General features: G+C 39.8%; 14 protein-coding genes and 1 tRNA gene. 1 reads left to right on the top strand and 14 read right to left on the bottom strand.

The features are described 5' to 3' along the window. Positions 1-67: 67 nt before the first annotated feature. The 8 genes from IPF37_03185 to IPF37_03150 form a co-directional block, all read right to left on the bottom strand. The gene (locus IPF37_03185) at positions 68-5,170 is read right to left on the bottom strand and encodes a hypothetical protein (GenBank protein ID QQR49819.1); all 5,103 of its coding nucleotides are present in this window, start codon (positions 5,168-5,170) and stop codon (positions 68-70) included. Between the two features lie 141 nt (positions 5,171-5,311). After that, positions 5,312-6,178: an A/G-specific adenine glycosylase gene (locus tag IPF37_03180; protein ID QQR49818.1), complete on the bottom strand. Its 867-nt coding sequence runs from the start codon at positions 6,176-6,178 to the stop codon at positions 5,312-5,314. Next, complete coding sequence (gene uvrB / locus IPF37_03175) at positions 6,178-8,163, bottom strand: excinuclease ABC subunit UvrB (GenBank protein QQR49817.1); 1,986 nt, start codon at positions 8,161-8,163, stop codon at positions 6,178-6,180. The genes IPF37_03180 and uvrB overlap by 1 nt, the downstream gene beginning before the upstream one ends. A 184-nt stretch (positions 8,164-8,347) precedes the next feature. Continuing rightward, complete coding sequence (locus tag IPF37_03170) at positions 8,348-10,750, bottom strand: hypothetical protein (protein ID QQR49816.1); 2,403 nt, start codon at positions 10,748-10,750, stop codon at positions 8,348-8,350. 311 nt (positions 10,751-11,061) lie between these two features. Next, positions 11,062-12,930 (bottom strand): hypothetical protein, encoded by a 1,869-nt coding sequence (locus IPF37_03165; GenBank protein ID QQR49815.1) that lies wholly within the window; start codon positions 12,928-12,930, stop codon positions 11,062-11,064. A 24-nt stretch (positions 12,931-12,954) separates the two neighbouring features. Continuing rightward, positions 12,955-13,323, bottom strand: coding sequence for a hypothetical protein (locus tag IPF37_03160; GenBank protein ID QQR49814.1), 369 nt, complete (start codon positions 13,321-13,323; stop codon positions 12,955-12,957). A gap of 111 nt (positions 13,324-13,434) precedes the next feature. Continuing rightward, the gene (locus IPF37_03155) at positions 13,435-13,803 is read right to left on the bottom strand and encodes a hypothetical protein (protein ID QQR49813.1); all 369 of its coding nucleotides are present in this window, start codon (positions 13,801-13,803) and stop codon (positions 13,435-13,437) included. Beyond that, positions 13,796-14,317, bottom strand: a complete 522-nt coding sequence (locus tag IPF37_03150) for a cupin domain-containing protein (GenBank protein ID QQR49812.1) — start codon at positions 14,315-14,317, stop codon at positions 13,796-13,798. Before IPF37_03150 ends, IPF37_03155 begins: the two co-directional genes overlap by 8 nt. 123 nt (positions 14,318-14,440) lie before the next feature. On the opposite strand from IPF37_03150, the gene IPF37_03145 reads away from it, so the two are divergent. Continuing rightward, on the top strand, positions 14,441-15,451 hold the full coding sequence (locus IPF37_03145; GenBank protein ID QQR49811.1) for an aminoglycoside phosphotransferase family protein: 1,011 nt from the start codon (positions 14,441-14,443) through the stop codon (positions 15,449-15,451). On the opposite strand, the gene IPF37_03140 is transcribed toward IPF37_03145, so the two are convergent. The 6 genes from IPF37_03140 to IPF37_03115 all read right to left on the bottom strand — a co-directional run bounded on the left by IPF37_03140 (position 15,452) and on the right by IPF37_03115 (position 21,639). Further along, complete coding sequence (locus tag IPF37_03140; GenBank protein ID QQR49810.1) at positions 15,452-16,129, bottom strand: hypothetical protein; 678 nt, start codon at positions 16,127-16,129, stop codon at positions 15,452-15,454. Positions 16,130-16,267: 138 nt separating this feature from the next. After that, positions 16,268-16,344: transfer RNA gene (locus IPF37_03135), tRNA-Asp, on the bottom strand. A 94-nt stretch (positions 16,345-16,438) separates the two neighbouring features. Then, entirely contained in the window at positions 16,439-18,325 is a 1,887-nt protein-coding gene (locus IPF37_03130; protein ID QQR49809.1) for a transketolase, read from the bottom strand. Positions 18,326-18,329: 4 nt separating this feature from the next. Beyond that, complete coding sequence (locus tag IPF37_03125) at positions 18,330-18,581, bottom strand: nucleoside triphosphate pyrophosphohydrolase (protein ID QQR49808.1); 252 nt, start codon at positions 18,579-18,581, stop codon at positions 18,330-18,332. Between the two features lie 78 nt (positions 18,582-18,659). After that, on the bottom strand, positions 18,660-19,346 hold the full coding sequence (locus tag IPF37_03120; protein ID QQR49807.1) for a hypothetical protein: 687 nt from the start codon (positions 19,344-19,346) through the stop codon (positions 18,660-18,662). 70 nt (positions 19,347-19,416) lie between these two features. Continuing rightward, positions 19,417-21,639: a hypothetical protein gene (locus tag IPF37_03115; GenBank protein ID QQR49806.1), complete on the bottom strand. Its 2,223-nt coding sequence runs from the start codon at positions 21,637-21,639 to the stop codon at positions 19,417-19,419. Between the last annotated feature and the right edge of the window lie 67 nt (positions 21,640-21,706).

Here is a 21,706-nt window from a genome sequence, read left to right as displayed (position 1 = left end):
ATCTATTAAAAAAGGCCCTCGAATAATGAGGGCCTTTTTTAATAAGCAAATAAATTACGAGTAAATATTAGTGTGTTCTAATTTGTGGGACTATTGGTGGTATTTGTTGCATTTGCTGAGGATAGCCAGTAGGGTATCCGGTTGTTGCAGGATATCCTGCAGGATATCCGACACCTGGTCGCATCAAATAGCCGGTTTGTGCATCATCGCCTTGTTTGTAAGCTTGTTGTGGCGTGAATCCCTGAGCTTGTACTTCTTTAAAGTTTTGCGGCTGTGATGTAATATTTTGAGAGCCTGCTACTTGAGCTCCTTGGTAAGCAGCAAGAGCTGCTTGTTCTTGTTCAGACAGTGCTTCTGGTTGTGGAAGTGGGGTTGCTTGCGGAGTCATTGTTTTTGAGGCTTCTATTCCTTCCGCGGTGTAAACATTTCTAAATTGCAGTGGTACGTCCCAGGTGCTTATGCCAATAAATTTAATTGTTTTCCAAGGATAAGGGTCCTGCCATTCGGCAATAATATTTTGTCCAACTTGGTCACCAGAGCCCATGCTGATCATGCCATCATTAAAACCAACCCAATAAGCTTTGAAATCTCGTTGAGAGAGTTGTGATGTTTTTAGAGCTGATTTGGTGATATCAATTTCTGTTGCTGAACGACCAAGACTTTTTATTCGAATAACATTTTTGCTATTTTCCCAACCGCCAATTACCAGTTCGTAAAGCTCTGTGTCGGTATTGCGAACACTGACTGCGTCTTCGGAAAAGCATACAAAAGCATCGCTTTGTCCTTGTACTTCAAAAATAAGCCAACCAATGTTTGGTTTTTTTACTTCCCATGGAATCCACAGATATTCGCCATAAAGTGGTGGTATAGTAAAGACAAAGTCAGGATCTTGCAGTGAGGCATTTAAGAATGCTTTTCCAATGTCTGCAATCGTGAAATACCAACGATCTTTTGCTGCTTTATCGCGTTTATTTTGTTCATCAACAAGGTAAGAATTTGAATAAGCCCGTACCAACACATCAAGAATGACCATGAGTTGATCTGGATTGTTTGGATAGTATTGTCTTGCTTGGTCAAGATCATCAAAAATATTATCTTTAATTACTTTGCTGTCAACAACAAATGGATGTGTTATGTTGCGCAATATATCAATGTAAATTTTTAACAAGATTGAATAGTTATTAGGATCAGAGAAGGTAAATTTTTTGGTTTCGCCAAGTAATTGACTGACCGTTGCAGCATTTTGTTGAGCTTCTGCAGGAATAGTTTCGCTTGCGCCAAATTCTTTACTTGGTTGCTCAACGTAAACATAGCTATTGTGAGCGCGGAACCCAAATTGTGCATCAGCACGTGCTTTTGAAGCTTCCGCCATCAAATGGGCAGATTTGGTTTGTCCGCCCGCTTTTATGCTCGCAGCACCTGTTGCCATACCGATACCTGAAGCACTTAATGCAAGGCCTGCAAGAGACATGATCATGTTTGGTGACATACCAAAGCTACCACCAGCTTGTAATGTTGCTTGTCCTGCTGCTTCTAAAACACTACCTTTTGCATTCGCAATTTCTGCTACGTGGTGCGCTTCTATTTCACGCAAGATAGCCCCCTTTTCAAGGGTTATTTTTCCTGGTGCATCTTCTGGCTGTTGCATCAGTTGTATTGATGGTAATCCAATTTGATCGATATTGATCATAAAGACATATGATGCGCCTTGTTGTGGTGTGCTTAAAACGCTAAATGTTTTGCCGCTTACCATATCTTTCATGGTGACTTTTACATCAGTTTGAATGAACTCATATCTAAATGGTCGATGGACAGTCATCGTTCCTTTGTACGGAAAGCGTCGTATTTGTTGTTCGTACGTAACTGGTTTTTTTTCAAGGCCAATGCTAACTGGTGGGGCAACTTCTATATTGCTAATTTTTTGCTCATGATTAGAAGGAGCAAAGCCGACTTGTGTAATGTCGCTAAATTCTTCAGGGTCTTGCCATGCGATCAAGAGGTTGTCGCCGATTTTGCCTTGCCCGACCATAAGTGCGCCACCAAAAATACTTACCCAGAAATCAGTAGGTGTATCTTTTGAAACGTGTGCCGTTGGTAGTGATGCGGTTAATAATTGGTGTACTATTTTGCCATTGCGTTCAATTTTAATTAACTTTTGCGCATCGGCATCAATAATAATTTTGTAGTTATTTTTACCTTTTTTATTTTGTAGTACAACGGTGAGGTCATGCTCTGCTTGCGCGGTAAAGGCAACACTTGCTTCATTTGGCAAACGCACAGGAATATCGATAAGGCTTGTTGTTTTGCTATTTGCTGATAATACGATATCGTGTTGTACTTTTGAATAAATTTCTTCTTCAGCAATCGCGTGGACTGCTTGCCCAAGTTGTACTTCGGTATAATCAACAGGTCCGTCATGAGAGCTCAAACCAACACGATTGACAGGAACGGCTTCAGGCATTAACCCAGACATAAAAATGCCAGTACCTGGTGTGCCAATCCCGACAAGAATCAAACCATTATTGACTGAAACCCAGTAAGGAATAAATCTGCCAGGGACGGCGCGTGCCAGTGGTGCTTCTGCTATGAGTTTGCCGTCAAGTAAGATTTGGGATGTTGTATTGTTGGATCCGCCAATAATAATATGCCATTTTGCCGCAGTGCCACCTTTGGTGTCAAAAACAACCTCAATGCCACCGCTATCTCCAGCTCGTGCAAGAAAACTTATTGTTGCTTGGCCCGGTTTTTCAAGTGATGTGTCGAGCCATGCAAAACCTCTGCTAAACATTTTATTGAGCGTGATCATGCGGTCTGGGCCAAAGTCAGCAATTGAAGGTTCTTTTGCAAAGCCTTCAAGGATTAATGGCTCGAGAAGTTCATATTTTTTATTGAGAATAGAATCGTGCAGAGGGCAGATACCAAGACCACTTGTTTTGATTGGATAGTCCGTATCATTGCGTAACTCTCTCACGACACCAAGACCTGATGTTAATTCAGATTTAATTAACGATTTTGTAATGGTTGTTGTTGCCAACGATTTATCTGCCCAAAATTGGTCGCTCTTAATACTGTTGTAAACATCTCGTGCAGCTTGTTTAGGATTTTTTATATTTGCTGAAATCCCGGTATCAGGAACATCTGATTCTGAGTTGATTGCTTGCAAAGTAAAATATTGTGCGCCGCCAAGGTCTTGTTGACCATAAAAATCTTGAGCCCATAAAGAAACGTCTTTTGATGCAACGGCGAGTTCAAAAAAGCTTGGGTTGCTGGCGTCGGCATTCATCCAGTTGTATTGATTTACCCACACATTTTTTTCTTGAGATTGTGGTGCCATACTTTGAATGATAACGGTATCATTTGAGCGGATTGGGCCGGTTTGGTTGTATGGACTTACCAGTTTAAATGTTTGCCAGCCATCTTGAGCGTGTGGATGATTGATTAAAGAAACGTGAATATCTTGTTGATTTGGCTTCATTAAATAATGGCCATCACTTGTCCACCATTTCCATTCTTTACCTAAAGAGCCGGCTTTTTTATCATTTCCTTCAACGGCGTAAAGCGACCAGATGCTGACAGTATCACCAAAATTAATAACATCAGTTGAATTATCGTCTGCCGCTTTTGTAATACTAAAAAAGCAGCCAATATCTTGTCGCTTGTCTTTGGTATTTTCAAGGTTAATGGTGTTGTCTTCTTTTAATTTTTTCTTTTCCTGGGGAGATAATTTTTGTTCGGCTTTTTTCTTTTTTTCCTCCTCGACTGCGGCTAATTGTTTTGCTGCTTCGCTACTTGTTTTTGATGTAGTATCTTGTGCTTCGGTAGTACTATCTGTGCTTTGTAGTGCATCAGAAGATGGTTTTTTGTCCAGCGTTACCATGCCTTTTTCTAAACTACCAACCAGTATTTGTACAAAATTTGCCGGTGGGTCTGCTTGAGCATTTTGGTCATAGTAACTGTCTGCATTGGTCCATGCACGCATAAAATCACTGTTTGGACCGGTAATAATGCGGACCATTTGTGAGCTGCGAATAACAGGGCCGCGTGCTGTGTTTAATGCATTCACGGCATCTTTGCCTGGCTTATAAGTAATCAGGCGATCTTTATTGTCGATTGCTACTATGGTGCCGTCATAACCAATTGAGATGTCTTTAAATGAGCCGGAGCTTTCAATTGAAAGCCAGTCGTTTTTTCTGAGGCCGCTTGCTCCAGCTTTTAAGAGCCAAGCTTGTTTGCTGTAATCTAAAAATAAGGTATTAAGTTTGTCTTTTATCGATATTTTAAATGGATTTCCCATGCCAAAAGATGTTGGTTTAATAATAGTTTTCCATTTTTTTTGAAAGCGATTAAATGTGCGTATTGTTTGGTCGTTAGTTGCTAATAAAACTTTACCATCCCCGCCGCAGCTGATAAAAACACCTTGCTCATCAGGTATTTTTTGCCAGGTAGAATTGGTTGTTACGGGATTTTGCTTTCTCCATAAAACGTTGTCTGAATCACGAGCCCAAATTTCGTTTTTGTTACCAACGTATAATTGGACAAATTTTGCAACGACAGGTTTTGGTGTTTTGGATTTTTGTTTGCTGGCATTAGAGTCGGAAATATTTGGCTTGCTCAATTGTTGCCATGTTTCTTGTTCGCGGTACCAACATGTGCCATCTTTATCAAGCCCCCACAAAATGCCATCAGCACCAACAGAAAAATTTGCGAGAGGGGTTGTTGATGAGATATCATTCCAGCTACTCCAATCTTTAGCAAGTTGAAAAATTTTACCATCGGGCGTGAGGCCATAAATTAATGGATTATCTCCACCACAAGCAAGGTCAATCGCGTTTAGTTTTAGGGCTGGCAAATCTGTAAAAAGATCTTTAGAAAGTTTTCCTTGTGGGCTTGTTTCTGTGATTGTGTCTTGTTGTGTATCGTCAGTTGAAGGTTGTCCGGATTTTTTTTGAGCATCTTTTTGCTGTTGTTGCTTTCTTTTTTTTGCATCTGCTGCCAGTTTTGCAGCTAGCGCGGCTTGTTGTTGTTGAAGCTTCTTTTGGTCTGCTGCTTGTTTGGCCAAAAGTTTTTGCTGGTCTTGTGCTGTGGCAGCAAAAATTGGCTGAGATACGCCAAGCAAGAGGCTTAGTAAGAGCCCAAAGCTTAAGTACGAATTCATTCTTTTTTGTTTCATCGCGATTCTCTCTTTTTTGAGGGTGAAACGTTAAAATACTAAAAATAGTTTTCACTATCCTAGTTCAAAGAGAAACGAGAACTCAAGAATTTGGAAAAAATGTTTTAAAAGATAATGCAGTGCTTGAGGACAAGAGATTCATTATGCAAGCTTTAAACCACGAGGTGTTTTTTGAATAAAACCTTCCTGGTACAGTTCTTCAAGCATTGTACTGGTTCGTTCTGCTGGCCGATCAATTTTTTGCATAAGTTCTTGTTCGGCAATGAGTGGTTGCTCAAGTAAAACCTGTAAAATCATGCCGCGAATTTGACGATCAGAGCCTTCAAATTTAGATTGTTTGGTGTAATGCTTGCTGAGTTTGCACAAGTTGCCCACATTTTTTTTCAGCATAACGCCGTAGTCCATGAGGGCGTAGTACCAGGTGCGGGGTTGTTCTTTGTCTACCGTTTTTTCAATAAGCGGCATAAGTTCTTTATCGCTGATAGCAATGCTGTGGCGATAGAAAAAATAAATAAAAACCGTTCGAATATTGGTTTCAATAAATGCTGTCGGCCTGTTGTGAGCAAACGCACAGATCGAAGCTGCCGTTGCCTTGCCAATGCCGGGCAGCGTTTCCAGTGTCGCAGGGCAGTTTGGTAAGGTACTTTCAAATTGATGAGCGATATGCTGCGCTATTTTTTGCAAATTAAGAGCGCGGCGGTTGTAGCCCAAACCTTTCCAAAGACGGAGCACTTCTTCAAATGGGGCGCCAGCGAGTTGATTGAAATTTGGGAAGTGCGCGACGAAGGCATCAAATTTTTGTGCAACACGATGTGTTTGTGTTTGTTGCAACATAATTTCTGAAACCACAACGCGGTAGGGCGTTACCTCCTGCCGCCATGCAAAGGTTCTGCCGTTGCGTTGGTAGTAATCGTAAATAACTTCCTGAAAAGCGCTAATAGTTTGAGCAGACATGCCCTGCGCCTTAAAAAGATCAATACATTCTTGTTCTAAGTTAATGTTGTGCATTATGTTTTTTCTAAGAATTGTTTTTGGAGTGCAAGAATACGATCGCGCAATTCAATAGCGCGTTCAAAATTTAAATCTTCTGCTGCTTGTTGCATATCAACTTCAAGTTGTGTAATCAGGGTGCGTGCATCCGCGGCATTTTTTGGCTTAATTTTTTTGCCCTGTTTTTCTGACTTGGATGCCGACTTGATTGCTTCTTGGAGCTTTGAAATACTTTTAGCAACTTCGCGCTTAACCGTTTCTGGCGTAATGCCACGTTCTTCATTATATTTTTTTTGAATAGCCCGACGTCGGTTAGTTTCATCAAGCGCGCGTTTCATTGATGCAGTAACTTTATCGGCATACAAGATTACTTTGCTTTCAGCGTTTCGTGCTGCTCGCCCTATTGTTTGGATGAGTGAACGGTCGTTGCGCAAAAAGCCTTCAATGTCTGCATCCATGATTGCAACCAGTGCCACTTCAGGCAAGTCTAAGCCTTCACGCAAAAGATTGATACCAACCAAGCAGTCAAAAACGCCTAAGCGTAGCTTGTGCAAAATCTCGGTACGCTGTGGCGTTTTAATTTCGCTATGCAGGTAGCAGACTTTTAATTTTTGATTTTCAAGAAATTGCGAAAGATCTTCGGCCGATTTTTTAGTCAAAACGGTAATCAGGGTTCTGAAACCTTTTTTATTGGTTGCCTTGATTTCTTTAATCAGGTCTTCAATTTGCCCTTCGCGCGGGCGCATAATAACTTCAGGATCAATAATCCCGGTTGGGCGGGCAATCTGTTGAACGATTTGATCGCTGTTTTTCAGTTCGTATTCGCTTGGCGTGGCCGAAACAAAAATGACGTCATTAAAGAATTTTTCGATTTCTTCAAATTTGAGTGGGCGGTTGTCTTCTGCCGTTCTGAGTCTAAAGCCATACTCGATCAATGCCTGCTTGCGTGAAAAGTCGCCCTTGTACATGCCGCCAAGCTGCGGAATGGTAATGTGTGATTCGTCGATAATCAGCAAAAAATCTTCATCAAAGAAATCAAACAGAGTGTAGGGCGCGCTGCCCGGCATGCGGCCGTCAAAGTAGCGGGAGTAATTTTCAATACCGCTGCAATAGCCGGTTTCGGTAATCATGTCGATATCGTGCTTGGTGCGGGTGATGAGCCGCTCGCGGTAGAGCGGGTTAGTAAGCTGAGCCGCCTCGCGTTCCAAATCTTCCTTAATGTTTTCGATAGCGGTTTCGCGCTTGTTTTTGGTAGTCAAAAAGTGTTTGGCGGGAAAGATCAAAAAATTATCAAGTTCCTGTAAAATTTTATGCTCGCGCTTGTCTACCAGCTCAATCAACTCGATCTTACTGCCCGAAAGTTCTACGCGGACATTGTCATGCAAGTACGGCAGATTGATGGTGATGGCATTGCCCACCACGCGAAAACAGCCCGAACTGAGTTCAACGTCGTTGCGTTTGTACTGAATAAAAATAAGCTTTTCAATAAACTCTTTGCGCGAGATCTTATCGTCGACCTTAATTTGAAAAGTAAGCTCGCGGTAGTCTGTTGGGTTACCAAGCGAATAAATGGCGGAGACTGAAGCAATAACAATTACGTCGTTGCGATTGATAATCGACGCTGTTGCTTCAACGCGCAGCCGTTCGATTTCGGTATTAATTTTAGTTTCTTTGGCGATGTAGATATCTTGTGCCGGCAGGTACGATTCCGGTTGGTAGTAATCGTAATAACTCACAAAATAACACACCTTATTTTCAGGGAAAAATAATGAAAACTCTTCATAAAGCTGCGCCGCCAACGTTTTGTTGGGCGACAAAATGAGTACGCTTTTACCACGCTGAGCAATTACATTTGCCAGGGTAAAGGTTTTGCCGGAGCCGGTTACGCCAAGCAATGTGGACTTTCTTGGTCTGTTTTCACTCAGTTGTACAATTGCTTCTGGCTGGCTGCCCGCAGGCTTGAACGGTGATGAGAGTTTGAATTTATTTTTTTTATTAAACATATCATTAGTCTAGCGCAAAATGGGGGATTAAGAAAGCGGCCAGGTCGGTAGGCCTTTTTGGGGGCCTTGAACAGCTTTGATGGGAGTTTTTTTGTGGGGGCTGGGCTGGTTACAAGAAAACGGGGGCGATATTTAGGTATCGCCCCCTGATTAAAAGATCTGTTTTAAGTAACTAATTGTTTGGTTATCCCAAGTTTAGTGCACTTAATTTTTCGCAAATATCTTCAGAAAATGCTTTGTTAGTCGGTTGATAATCAGGATCTGTTGCTAAGCGTACTAAGTGCTTTTTGCACCAACTTGGTAATAGTGTCTCTATAAAATCTCTTTCGGCTAAATAATGGGCAAGAGACAAAGAATTGTTTTTTGTTTTTGTGTCAGCTTGGTCTGAGTTAATTCTATATTGAAATGTTACTAGATATGCATTGAGCTTTGGTAAGTATGAAGCAGCATAGTCATAGATGGCATTAATGCCTAACTCATCTTCAGCGAGTTGCATAATCTGATTTGGTGTTAATGGATAGCGATCGTGAATCATTGGCAGAAAAAACTTAAGAACAAAGGATTGAGTTTCGTTGAAGTTGCTATCTTCGTAAATAGCGCCCACAAGCGATTCTATGATATCACTCAAGATAGAGATAGATATTACAGATTTATGGTGTTGAATATATTTTTGCAGACCTAATCTTATATTCAGAGCGGCTAGTGACTCTTGGCTTACTAAGATTTGGTACATGGTAGTAAGTTTTTCTTTGTCGGCATCTTTATAGTTTTCAGATAACATTTTTGTAATAATAGTATTCAATATGGTTTCACCTAAAATTTTTAATTCGACGTAATTTTTTGCCGGACTTTTTTCTGGTGATGATAATGCTTGGGTTAAGAGATCCTTGTTTTGAAAAGTGTACCCAAGTATTGCTTCGATTTTTTTGATGGTACACTGGTCAAGACTCTTTGTTTTTGTTGAATACTGCATACGTAAGTGTAGCATACTGTTACTTATACCTAGATCTTTAAAAAGATTAGTTAACTGTTCAACATTGCTCTGTATAAATTCGATATCAGTAGAATTTTCAATATGCGCTGATTTTGTTTGCTTAAGTTGAAATTCTTCTTCACTAGGAATTTCGGGAATAATAGGTTTTATTTGTGGGCTAAATTCTGAGCAAGACTCAGAGTTAGAATCTATGTTAGAAGCTAGTTCTGAGTCTTGACTAGAATCTACATTTGATTCTGAAATACCATTTGAACTAACGTCGTCTTCGTTAGAGTTTGTTTCTGATGATGTTGTATTGCTTTGTTGTTTTTCTTTTATAGTTTGCTGTTGTGGCAATGATTTTGCATCGAGTGGTTGATAATCATCATCGATAGCCAGGCGCACTAATTTTTTTCTATATTGCTTAGACAATTGTGTTTCTATAAATTCTCTTTCAGCTAAATAACAAGCAAGCCGCATTGGATCAGTTTTTTTATCTCCAGAAGATTGATTAACGCGAGGATTAATCTTTTTTGATCCCTTTTTGTGCTTGTTGATATTACATAAATAAAAAGAGGTAGCATCATAACTTACATCGATTTTTAATTTATTTTTTGCCTTCCCAATTATTGTATCCATCATTTTGGGCTGACGACCTTTTATCATTGGTAGAAAAAATTTGAGAGTAAATGATTGAGTTGCTTCTGCTGCGCCATCTTTATGCATTGCGCCAATGATTGATTCTATAATATCGCATAATGTTGAGATAGGCACCTTTTTTTCAGTGTGTTGAACGTAGTTATGCAGACCTAATTTGACACACAAGGCAGCCATAGGTTCTTGACTGACTAAGGCTTGGCGCATTCCAGTTAATTGTCCCTCATCGGCTTTGGGGTAGTTTTTAAGCAACATTTCAGCAATAGTAGCATCCAGTATTTTGTCTCCTAAATATTCCAAAGCTTCATAATTTTTTTTAGGATTCTGTGTTCGAGATGTTAATGCTTGGATCAATAGATTCTTGTTTTGAAAGGTATAGCCAGTAATGGCTTCAATTTCTTTAATAGCGTTATCATCAAGCTTTCTTCCTGGAATTGGATAGTGCATACGTAAACGCAGCATGCTGTCTCTGATTCCAAGATTTTTCAGCGTAGCTACATCGCCAGCTGCAAAAGCAATATCAATACTATCTTTATTAACTGCTGGTACAAGTGGTGGTATTGCTGGTTGTTTTGGTATAATCGCCGGTATTTGTTTCACTTCCTGTTTTTGTTCAAGTTTTGGTTCCTGTTCTTGAGGAATTTCTAACTTTACAGGAACGGCTACTTTTGCAGGGATTTCTTGTTTTGAAGATGATGATTGTGAATTTTGTGCAACGGCTTGTTCTGCTAGCTTTTTTTTCTCAGCTTGGCTTGCTTCCCATTGTTCATAAGCTATTTGTTGGGGAGATTTTTTCTTGACTTCTTTTTTCTGCTTGAGCTTTGGTGCTTGTTTCTTTTGTTCTACTTTTTTCTTTTCTTCTTTTTTAGCTGCTGCAACAAGTGTTTGAGTCGGCGCAGAGAAGTCGAGTAATGAGCTTAACAACACAAAAGATAAATACTTTTTATACTTCAACATAATAACCCCCTAAAATAACAGTAACAGTAAATAATGAATAGTTTCTATTCTGTTAAATATAATACTATTTGAAATTAATTTCCAATTAAGGTGTAAAACAGGGGTAAATGGTCAAAATAACGCTTTATAGTTAGAAAAAGCGGGCTATTTGTAGATATTTTGATTAGATGGTTGCCCTTTGTTTAGCCTTTTTTAGCTCAGAATGGGGTATTAAGTTTTAAAAAAATAGAAGTTTTGATAGTTTTTGGAGGGAGAATGGTAAAAAGAAGGGGGCTTTGAAATAAAAGCCCCCTGGTTAAAAATATTCGGTTTTAGGCAACTGAGCGGGTCAGTTCTCTTTTGAGCAGCTTGTTGGTTAGGTAATAAAGTGCTATTTCTGAGGCATCTTCTTCTGATTCTGCCTTTGAAGATTTTTTGCAACCAGAGAAATCTTTATTTCCAAATGTTTGATTCGCAAGCGTAATCGTTGTTTTATATTTAAGTCCGGCAGCTACTGATCCTGAGCATATGCTTGTTTGTATGCATGGCTCTTGCATAGCTAAACAACGGCAATAGTGTAATAGTAAGCCTTTTTTGTTTGATTTTGTCTTTTTAAGTTCATTAATATGGTACAAAAGTTTTGGTGATATCAAGTGATTTGCAAGATGCTTGATCAGTATAATCACTCTTCTTGCTGCTTCCGCTCGTGCTTGTTTTTCAGTAGGGGCTGATGAGCCTTTAAGAGCTGAAAAAAGCCAAGGAGCGTTTACCTGAGTATAAAAGACTTGCTGATCTTCTTTTTCTTTAACAAAGCTTTCATATGCTGGTATTGTCAGTTTATGTTTTTGGCAAAACAAGTTTAAAGATGTTATTGGATCTTCTAAATCGAGTGTTCCTGCGTCTTCTGTTGGGAAAATAAGGCAGGTTGAAGAAATGGCATCGGATGTTGGAAGAATAATATTTTCTTGGAGTACGCTGTACGCCATTTGAGCAGCTTTTTCTTCTGCGCGTGTTTTTTTTATGCAATGGGCTGCCGCGAGAAAATGGGGATAGAGGTGTCGAGAATATATGGATTTTTGCTCTATCTCAACCTTGCAACAAAAGCCAGGGCGATCTGGAGCCGCGTAAGTATAATACACAGGTTGAGGTGAGCCCAATATTTGCGTGAGTGTGTGCAGCTTTTCACGAGCATTTCTTTGAATACCTTCTTGCCATGACGATACATTGAGTGATAAGACGTTCTCCGCTGGTTGGTAATCAGGATCTGTTGCCAATCGAACTAATTTTTTTTGATATTCACTTGGTAATGACGTTTCTATAAATTCTTTTTCTGCCAAATAACAGGCAAGGCGCATGGGGTCTTCTTTAGTGTCTTTTTTTGATTTTGACTGTCGTTGGCCAATCTGAGGTAATACGCCTTTTGGAGCAGGTTGTACATCTCGAAGATAGTGAGAACTATGCTCATAGCTTACATCAATATCTAATTCTTTTTTTGCTTGTTGAATAATCCTGTCCATCATAGCCGGGCAGCGATCTTTAATCATGGGTAGAAAAAATCTAAGTACAAAGTTTTGCGCTGTTTCTGGGCCACCATCTTTATAAAGTGCGCATATTAAAGATTCGATGATATCGCAGAGCGTTGATATGGGAATTACTGATTTAGTGTCTTGAACGTAGTCGTGTAAACCGAGTTTTACGCACAAGGCCGCTATTGGCTCTTGGCTAACCAAGGCACAGCGCATTTGAGTGAGTTGAGCTGGCGTAGGGTTTTCGTAACTGGTGAGTAACATTTCGGCAATAATTTTTTCCAAAATGGCATCGCCTACAAATTCGAAAGCTTCATAATTTTTTTCTGGATTTTTGAGTTCTGATGTGAGCGCTTGAATTAAGCGACTTTTTTTCTTAAACGTGTAACCAATAATCGATTCGATTTCTTTAATTGCATGAGCGTCAAGTTCTCTTCCAGGAATTTGATATTTCATGCGCAAATGAAACATGGTTTTGTTGATGTCGAGATTGCCAAGAAGCTCAACCAAGCTGTCTATATCGCCGTCTTCAAAAGCTTGATCCGTAGGAGTTTTTTGGATTATTGGATATTGTTTTTGAGCCGCATGAGCTGCTGCAGTAATTGTTTGTGTTGGTGTAAAAGAGCCAACAAGTAAACCGAATAAAATGCTGGAAAGATATTTTTTGTAATTCACGATAAAACCTTTATCAAATGTTGTTTATGATACTGAACCATAGCGTGCAACTCTTTTGCTGGCATCTTCTTCCTGCCAAAAAGCGGCATAACGGTCGCCGTACGAAAAATGCCAATATTCAAATGGATAATTAGTAAGGCCGGCTTTCGTTGCTGCAATCAAAAGAAATAAGCGGTTTAATTTTTGACGGTCAGTAAGATCTTCAGAAAAAGTTGCAGCGGTTTTGTTTTCGCCCCAAATGACGCCGAAATCTCCCAGATCTACAAAATTATTGGTGCTTTCGTCCCACAAGCGAATATCAATTGCCGCTCCCGTTGAATGTACTGGTACATTATCTTTGACGGGCGATACCAATTTTGCCGCTTCAAGCTCAGCTTTTTCTTCTGTTAGCATAGAATGATTTTCGCTTTCTTCTTCATCACAATAACGTCTTTTTCTTTTTTTTACTTTGTAATATTTCTTTAACTTTGGATTGAAAGAGCATCTCTTGAGTTTTTAAATCTCTTAATCCTTCAAAATTTTAATAGAGATGCTTCTTGGTACATAGCCAAAATAGATAGAAAACTCATCCAAATAATCAATGAGTCTTTCTAATCGGCGATACACTTCAGCGCGTATTTGTGAGGCACTTGGTAAGCCAGAATTATAAAATGGTGCGTAAAAGGGTTCATTTAAAAAATGGTTGGGTAGCATGCTGATACGAAGAATGATCGGCGCATTGCCGGTTGCAAAATATTTATGTTGATCGAAGATTATGGTCAATGCAGAGTCATTGCATAGTATTGAGTTTGTAAGTAAAATTTCTGACCATGGTTTGGCGGTTAAAGCATTATGAGAAAAAAGAAGGATCGTAAAAACAATAATCTTATTCATGGTTGATGCCTCGGTTTGCATGTGTATTCTGCATAATAATTTGGTTAAATTTTTCTAAATCAAATCCTACCGAATGGTTAGTCTCGGAAAGTGGGATGTAGTTTTGAGGATTAAAGGGCGGGGTATTCACGGCAGCAATTATAAAATTTTTATCAGGAATAGTAAAATGTGCTTTGTATGGTTCGATAACGATTACATCACCGGTTGTTACGTGGAGCTCTTGATCGGTAATGACGACGAGCGCTGAGCCTTGCAGAACAAAATAAATCTCGGTTTCGTTATTGTCATGATAATGCGGTTCGGCACATGCAATATGCCGCATATCGGCAATGGCAAAACTTTCTGCCCCCAACCCTTTTATGGTGTTTAATTCATACACTAAGCCGCACCCGACATTTTTGGGGGTGGTTTCTTTAATAAGATTTTCCCAATTGAGATTTTTGATAGTTTGTTGCCAAAAAAAGATTAATGTTTTGATGTCAGGAACTTGGACGACTTGTTTATTAACAAGCATAGTAGGCCCTTGGTTGTATTCAAAAATTCACAATTTTTACAAAATCTGTACCATTGATTCAACGTAAACTATTTTTGAATTTTTTCACAGACCCGCGGTATTTTTTACTGGTGAGCTTTGATTATGCTAGAAAAACAATCTGTTTCAGACCAACACATTATTGACTGTCTCAATAACTACTATGGCATGAGCGTCGCTATACTTACCTGCCTGCCGTTGGGTGCTGATGCGGACGCATCAGTATATAAAGCTCAAACGCATGAAAATTTAGCTTATTTCGTCAAGTTAAAGCGTGGCCAGTTGCATCATGATATTGGCATTACCATACAACTATTGTTGCATGATGCCGGCATTCAACAGATTATTTCTCTGATCAAAACAAAGCAGGGCCAAATTTCGCAATCGCTCGATGGGTATACGCTTTTTGTGTATCCGTTTATTGCGGGAAAAGACGGGTTTGCGCAAAACCTCACTAACAACCAATGGATTACGCTTGGCAAAGCGCTTAGACAAGTTCATGACTTGGTACTGCCGCCGTCAATGCGGGCACAGATAAAACGAGAAACTTATTCACCAAAATGGCGAGAAGTGGTTCGGTCAGTTTATCTTCGCATAGAAACGGAAGAGTTTGGCGATAGTACTGCGCGTCAGTTGAGCGCTTTTATGAAAACACATCAAGCAACCATTCAACGGTTGGTTGAGAGGGCAGAACGACTCAGTTTTGTGCTCAAAGAACAATCACTGCCGTTTGTGCTCTGTCATTCAGATATTCATGCAGGTAATGTATTAATCGGCGACAATGGCCTTCTGTACCTTGTAGATTGGGATGCACCAACCTTGGCCCCAAAAGAACGGGACCTTATGTTTATTGGCGGGGGTGTTGCTAATGTGTGGAATAACCATCACGAAGAAGAGCTTTTTTATCAAGGTTATGGAAAAACTGATATTAATAAAGCAGCTCTTGCCTACTATCGACACGAACGAATTGTAGAAGATATTGCTGACTATTGCCAACAGTTGCTTTTTACCACAGACGGTGGGGATGATCGCTCAGAAATGTTTAAACAATTTACTGATATGTTTGAGCCTCGCGGGGTGGTGGAGATAGCATTCAAGACTGATGTGGACGTGTAATTAACGAACTGAATCAATTAAAGATTTTAATTCGCGTGCGATATCAGCGGCAGAATTACTGCCAGAGTCAACCACCACATCATATTTTCTATCGCCATAGACCGTGAAGTAATGACTTCGTGCATGACCTTTTGGTGATGTTGCGCGCGCTTGCTCACGTTGTTCAAGCACCTCGAGTGGTATTTGAACGGCAACATAATAGGTTTTGAATCGAGAACATTTTTTTTCTAGATCTTTGAGCCAGCGCTGGTCGTATGCGATATAATCCACCATAACGTTGCAGCCATTTTGTGCATAAGCAGCAATCGCACTATTCATGGCGTATGCTACTTTTTCCCCTTGGGTGCCAACTAATAAGGTAATTACTTTATTGCCTTGATCATCTTGAGATGTTTCAACCCAACGAATGGGATTTGACGATTGCCAAAAGCTCATATTTTCTGGTGTAATTTCAGGCATGACGTTATCAAACAAATTATCGATACCGACTTTTATCCAGAGATTTGGCATCATTAATTTTTGGAATTCTTTTTGAATTGAGCTCTTGCCAGAGCCAGATGGGCCGTTAAGAACGATGATAGTCCCTGAAGGAGCGCTATGTTTTTTGGTGTAAAACCAATAGCTTGAGCCGGTAATGAAGGTGAGTAGTACGAAGATATATAATTTATTTTTGTTCATATTCTTTGACCGTGCCGGCCCTACTTCGCTCTACGAGCTTCGAAGGGCATACTTCGCTTTATTCTAACGAGATATTATCTTTTTTAATATCAAGCCGTTAAAGAAAATGGCCGTGCCATACGAAGCCTTGGCGAAGTATGGCGGGGCTGACGGGACTCGAACCCGCGACCTTCCGCGTGACAGACGGACGCTCTAACCAACTGAGCTACAGCCCCTAAAATAAGTCAAAAGAACGACTTGAGTAGAGTTATTCTGCCATATTTAACGATTTTTGCAAGCAATAACTAAACTTTTGTCGTTCTTTTCTTTTTATCGCATTGATTCGATTGTTTGAACAATCTTTTCAGCATCTATGTCTGCATCGGCCAAAAGCCTGCTTGGGCTGCCAGAGCGCGAAAAATGCTTGACCGCGAGGCTCTTGATGGCAACGTTTTCATTAACCAACGCATGTGCTACCGCTTCACCAAGACCGCCCTGGCTGTAATGATCTTCGACCGTAATAATGCCGTGATGAGCTTTTTTTGCAACGCGCAAGATGGTTTTTGTATCGATCGGCTTAACGGAATACAAGTCGATGACGGCAATGTGAATACCTTTTTCCTTTAACAGCTTATAGGCTTTTAATGCCTCATGCAGTGTAATGCCGGCGCCAATAACGCAGGCAATGTCTTGCTCGCTTTCATGCAAAACCTTGCAGCCGCCAATAGGGAATTTTTCGCACGTGTCGTATAAGTTGGCCGTTGCTGCCCGCGTTGTGCGCAGGTACGAAATACCGTCGTGATAGTTAGCCATTTCTTGTGTTAGTTTGTAGGTTGAAACGCCGTCGCTTGGGTATAAAACGATTGAGTTTGGGAGCGCTCTGAAAAGCGCAATATCTTCAAGTCCCATTTGCGAAGGGCCGTCTTCGCCAATCGAAACGCCGACATGCGAGCCGCACAAACGTAGCGCATTGCGACCAATGCCCGCCATTCTAATTTGGTCGTGAGCGCGCGTGAAAAAAGCAGCAAAGGTTGCTGCAAAAGGTATGTTGCCGCGTGCTTGCAAGCCCGTTGCAACGCTGACCATATTTTGTTCGGCAATAAAACATTGAATAAAGCGCTCAGGAAATTCTTGTTCAAAATATTCGGTGTAGGTTGAGTTTTTAACGTCGGCATCCAAAGCAATTACTGCCTTGCTTGCGCGGCCAAGTGCGGCTAGTGCATAGCCAAAAGCCTGGCGCGTAGCGATTTTTTCGTTGTTCTGAAAGTGCATTAATTGTGGGTCTTGCGTAAGATCGAGCTCAATGTCTGGTTGCTTCTTTTGAAAGCACATGTTGGTTGTTTCAGGAAAATGAATGGTGCGATGTTCAAGGTTATGATTATATTCATATGCTTCTTTGAACGTACTTTTGAGTGCTTCAATAGCTGCGTGCTCTTCGTTTACGCTAAACGGTTTACCATGAAAGCCTGGTTTGTTTGAGCATGAATCGAGCCCGTATCCTTTAAATGTTTTGGCAACAATAACAACCGGTTGTTCGCTGTGTTGTGCCTCGTGAAGTGTTTTTACAATTTCGGTCATATCATGACCATTGATAATATATGCTTTCCAGCCAAAGGCTTCAAATTTTGCGGCAATTTTTTGAACGTTGTGTTCGTTAATAGCTGGTTCAGATTGTGCCAAGCGGTTGCAGTCTACAATGCCAACCAAGTTATTGAGTTTGTAATGAGCAGCTAAGTCTGCTGCTTCCCAAATGGAACCTTCGGCAATTTCGCCGTCGCCCATCATGACGTATGTGGTAAATTTGAGTCCATAATGTTTTGCGTGCAGTGCCATACCAACGCCAATGCCCAAGCCTTGCCCTAGTGATCCCGTTGCTGCTTCGTTGTACATAAAGCGTGGTGTTGGGTGGCCTTCCAAAATGGAATCAAAATTTCGTAGGCTCAACAATTCATGATCGTTGATGATGCCCAGTGCTTTGTAGGCGGCATATACAACTGGAATTGCATGGCCCTTGGAAAGAATGAATCGATCGTTATTGGCGGCTTTAGGGTTTTTTAAATCATGTTTAAGAACATTGAAAAAGAGAGCCGCTATAATGTCAGCAGCAGAAAGGCAGGAAGTAGGGTGCCCTGATTTGCTGGCTGATGTTGCGCGAATAGAATCAATGCGAATGTTGAGTGCTTTATTTTCAAGAAAAAGGCGTTGGTCTTTATTCACTGCGTTACCCTTGTTCTACTGTTTTGATCAGAAATATGTTGTGCGAAAAACTGCCATTGCGGTGTTTTTTATCCAAGCGTGCTTGTTCAAGAACTTCGAAAGGAATCTTTTTTGCTGCCAAGATGGCATGAATAACTTCAAGAACGTCTGCTAATTCTTCCAGTTGTTGTGCTGGCGCTGCAGCGATAAATTCTTGTGTTTCTTCTGCAAGTTTTTTGGTCAACGCCCATTCGACTTCAAGATTATCAGTGAGCACTCGGGTCGTTGCTGTAATCTTTTTTGTTCTAAGAGAGTAGGTACATTATTACGAACGATTTTATGATGAATAATTTCTTTAGCCATTATTTCGTTCCTTCAAATAATTAAAGACCAATTGTGTCCATGTTTCCATAGCATCATAGAAATTGGTGCATTCTTCGAGGGTGAGTAAATGCCCTTCTTTGAGCTCAGAGCGTACGCTGATGTTTGGATTATCGCCTTTTAACAAAAAAGCAAAGCCGGTATGAACCATCCCAACATCGTTGCTTTCGTCGTTGATCAAACCTAAAATTTCAACATCAAGCTTACCTTCATAGTTAACTTCTTCGTGAAACTCGCGTTTTGCCCAATCAATAATATCGCTGCCGGTAATATCGTCTTCGCGGATGTGCCCACCAATGCCCAGCGTATGTTTGTTTTTGAGCCGTTGTTCGCTTGCTCCAGCTTTACGTTGCATTAAAAAATATCTATTTTCGTGTGTAAAAATAAGGTAAGGGATAATTTGTTTGTAAGTAACATCCTCTTCCATGGCTGAACGCCATAAAAATTCCTTGTTGGTGGCGATAAGATTGGCATAAAAATCAAAATCTTTAAGTGGATGAAAGCCATTGATAGAACTGCTCGAAAAAAGCTTGCGAGCAGGAACAACTAATATTTTTTCATCTTTTTTTGTAATGGGGATGTTTTTGGGGGTTGTTTGGCTCATAAGCTCTCCATAATTGGCGGGCAGTTGCGTAGTAATTTTCCCCATAAGTATAAGCATAATTTTTTTTAGGTGGCAATTAAAAAAGCCCCTCGATTTGAGCGAGAGGCTTTGTTTTTTTTGTTAGAGATTAGTTGTCAAGGGGTCCACCATGATCAAAAAAATCTCTAAGGACGAACAGTAGGCGAAGGATTCGCTTTTGTTCCTCATTTGCAGGAATATTATTATAGTTTTCTGCAGGCTTTTGTTGCCCGGAATAGCTTGTTTGTAGGATTGTCGTGATTTTATTAAGGTAGCTCTTGCGGAGGTTTTCATCAATGTCAGACCATTTCATTTGATATTTAGGATTTTTGTATTTATACAAAATTTCGTCTTGTATTGTTTTATGAAACGTAATTATGGTGCCGTAGTCCGTAAAATCGCACAATTGATTTTGCTCTAGATAAGTATTAGTAAAAAGCTGCGCAATAGTTATATTTCCTTTTATTGTATCGCAAATTTTTTTAATGATTGTTTGTTCTGAAGAGATGAGATTTGGTTTGTTTAAAGAGTCACAAAAAATAAAATAAATTTGTCCATGGCGTTTTGCCGCACAAAGAAGGTAATAGTGCTCGGCTAGGCCAAGAGTCCAAAACAACAATGCCGAATCTTTAGTATAAAAATTTTCTAAGCACGGTATAAAATCAGGCTCAATATTTTCTTCTGCTTTGAGATTTGAAATATTATAAAGAGATGATGAGTAGGGAAAATAAATAATCTCTTTATTTGCGATAAGTTCTTTGATGTCTGTATCAAAATTTTTTATAAAATCTAAATAAGTAGTTGATAAGTCTCCGCCATTTGCTTGCCAGTTATATTTGTCCCCAAAAGCATCAGCTGAATTTTCTATATATTGTTTCCATTGATTGATTCTTTGATTAAAAGCGGAGATGTATTCTTGATTGTCAGGAAGCGTTTGTCTTTTTCCTTCCCATAATTTTGAAAGATTTATGGCATTGACTAAGGCATGGTAACCACATGAAAAATCTGGATAAATACAATTGTATTGTGGGACGACTTTAATGTGGTAGATATTTTTTGCTTCGTCAGACTGACCGTTTGTAAGGATTTTTGTTTTTAGATGATCAAGAATTTTTTGAGTGTCGGCTAATGTTTTATCGGATTCTTGGTCCATTAAGTTTTTTATTTCTTGTTTAAATTTTTCTGATGATCCGTTTAGTGCAATATATTTTTTTACCATTTCTTCTGGTTTTTTTATCCAGGCAATGAGCAATGAAGTTAAGTATTTATTATACGCTTTGGTGGTTCGCCAGCTATCAGCAAGAAGAAGTTCTTCGATGTCAGAAAATTTATTGAGAATAAGAGTGATCCAGTGACGATTGCCATACAGCTGGGCATATGACCAAATGATAGGAATTACAATGGATTTTTCTTTTTTAAAGAGTTGTGCGATCTGTATAAGTTTTTTAACATCGTTTTCGGTTAACCATTGATTGTCTTTTTCTAGATTTCCTGTGAGGTATGGCTCACCCGTTATGCCCATTTGAGATTCTAAAATAAAAGTATTTTGCATATAGTTTGGTGAAAATTTTGGTGTAGAAATTTTGTTTTGACTGATGTTGTCTCTTAAAGCTTCAAGATCTACCGGTAAGCCGGTTGGTGTGTAAATAAGATCAAGAGGAGTGGCGTTTTGAGCGTATGACTGCCCTGGCGGTGGAGATTGTTTACGTCGTTCAATCCATGAAGTTCCCCAAGATTTTTTGCCGTTTTTGGTAAATTCGAAATGTTTCATGAGTTTTAACGGTTTTTGAAAGTTTTCAATTAAATGATTTTCTTTTTGATCAAAATTTTGAGGCGGATATGATAATAATTTGCTTAGGTATATGGCATTTTTGATTGAATGAAAATCGCAGCCGAAGTGTTGTAGTAGATACGTTGAAGGGGCATTTGGTTTACCAATATCTTTCAACAGTTGTTGCACGGCTGGATCATTTGACCATGCGCTCCAAGGAGCTTTTTGTGTAAGAACAACGACGTCATAAATAAAAATACCTTCTTGATTGTCTGGAGTATTGTCATAAGAGCAATGTGGCGGCGTATGAACGATGGTTGGTTTTTTTGCATAGATAGATCCAAAAACTCTTTCTGGCTGTATGTAGTGAGATTTTTGAGGTGGATATGTTGGTTGTAATGATGACAGCGATACTGCAAGTGATGCAAGTTTTGTTTTTAAGGCTTGAAGTGACAGGCTTAGATCAGTGAGTTGTTTATTGGCGTTGCCGGCAGCTGAGCAGCTTGCTGCAAAAATATTTACGACAAGAAAGAGAATTTTGAATCTATAAAAATAATTCATGACGGTTTGCCTTGATTAAGATATGATGCAAAGCTTGCGGCCTTATTTTAAGGCCGCAAGCTTTGCA

This window comes from bacterium (assembly GCA_016699045.1).
Lineage (GTDB): Bacteria > Babelota > Babeliae > Babelales > RVW-14 > AaIE-18.
Note: the sequence above shows the minus strand (reverse complement) of the source record. Positions and strands in the feature narration are given on the sequence as shown.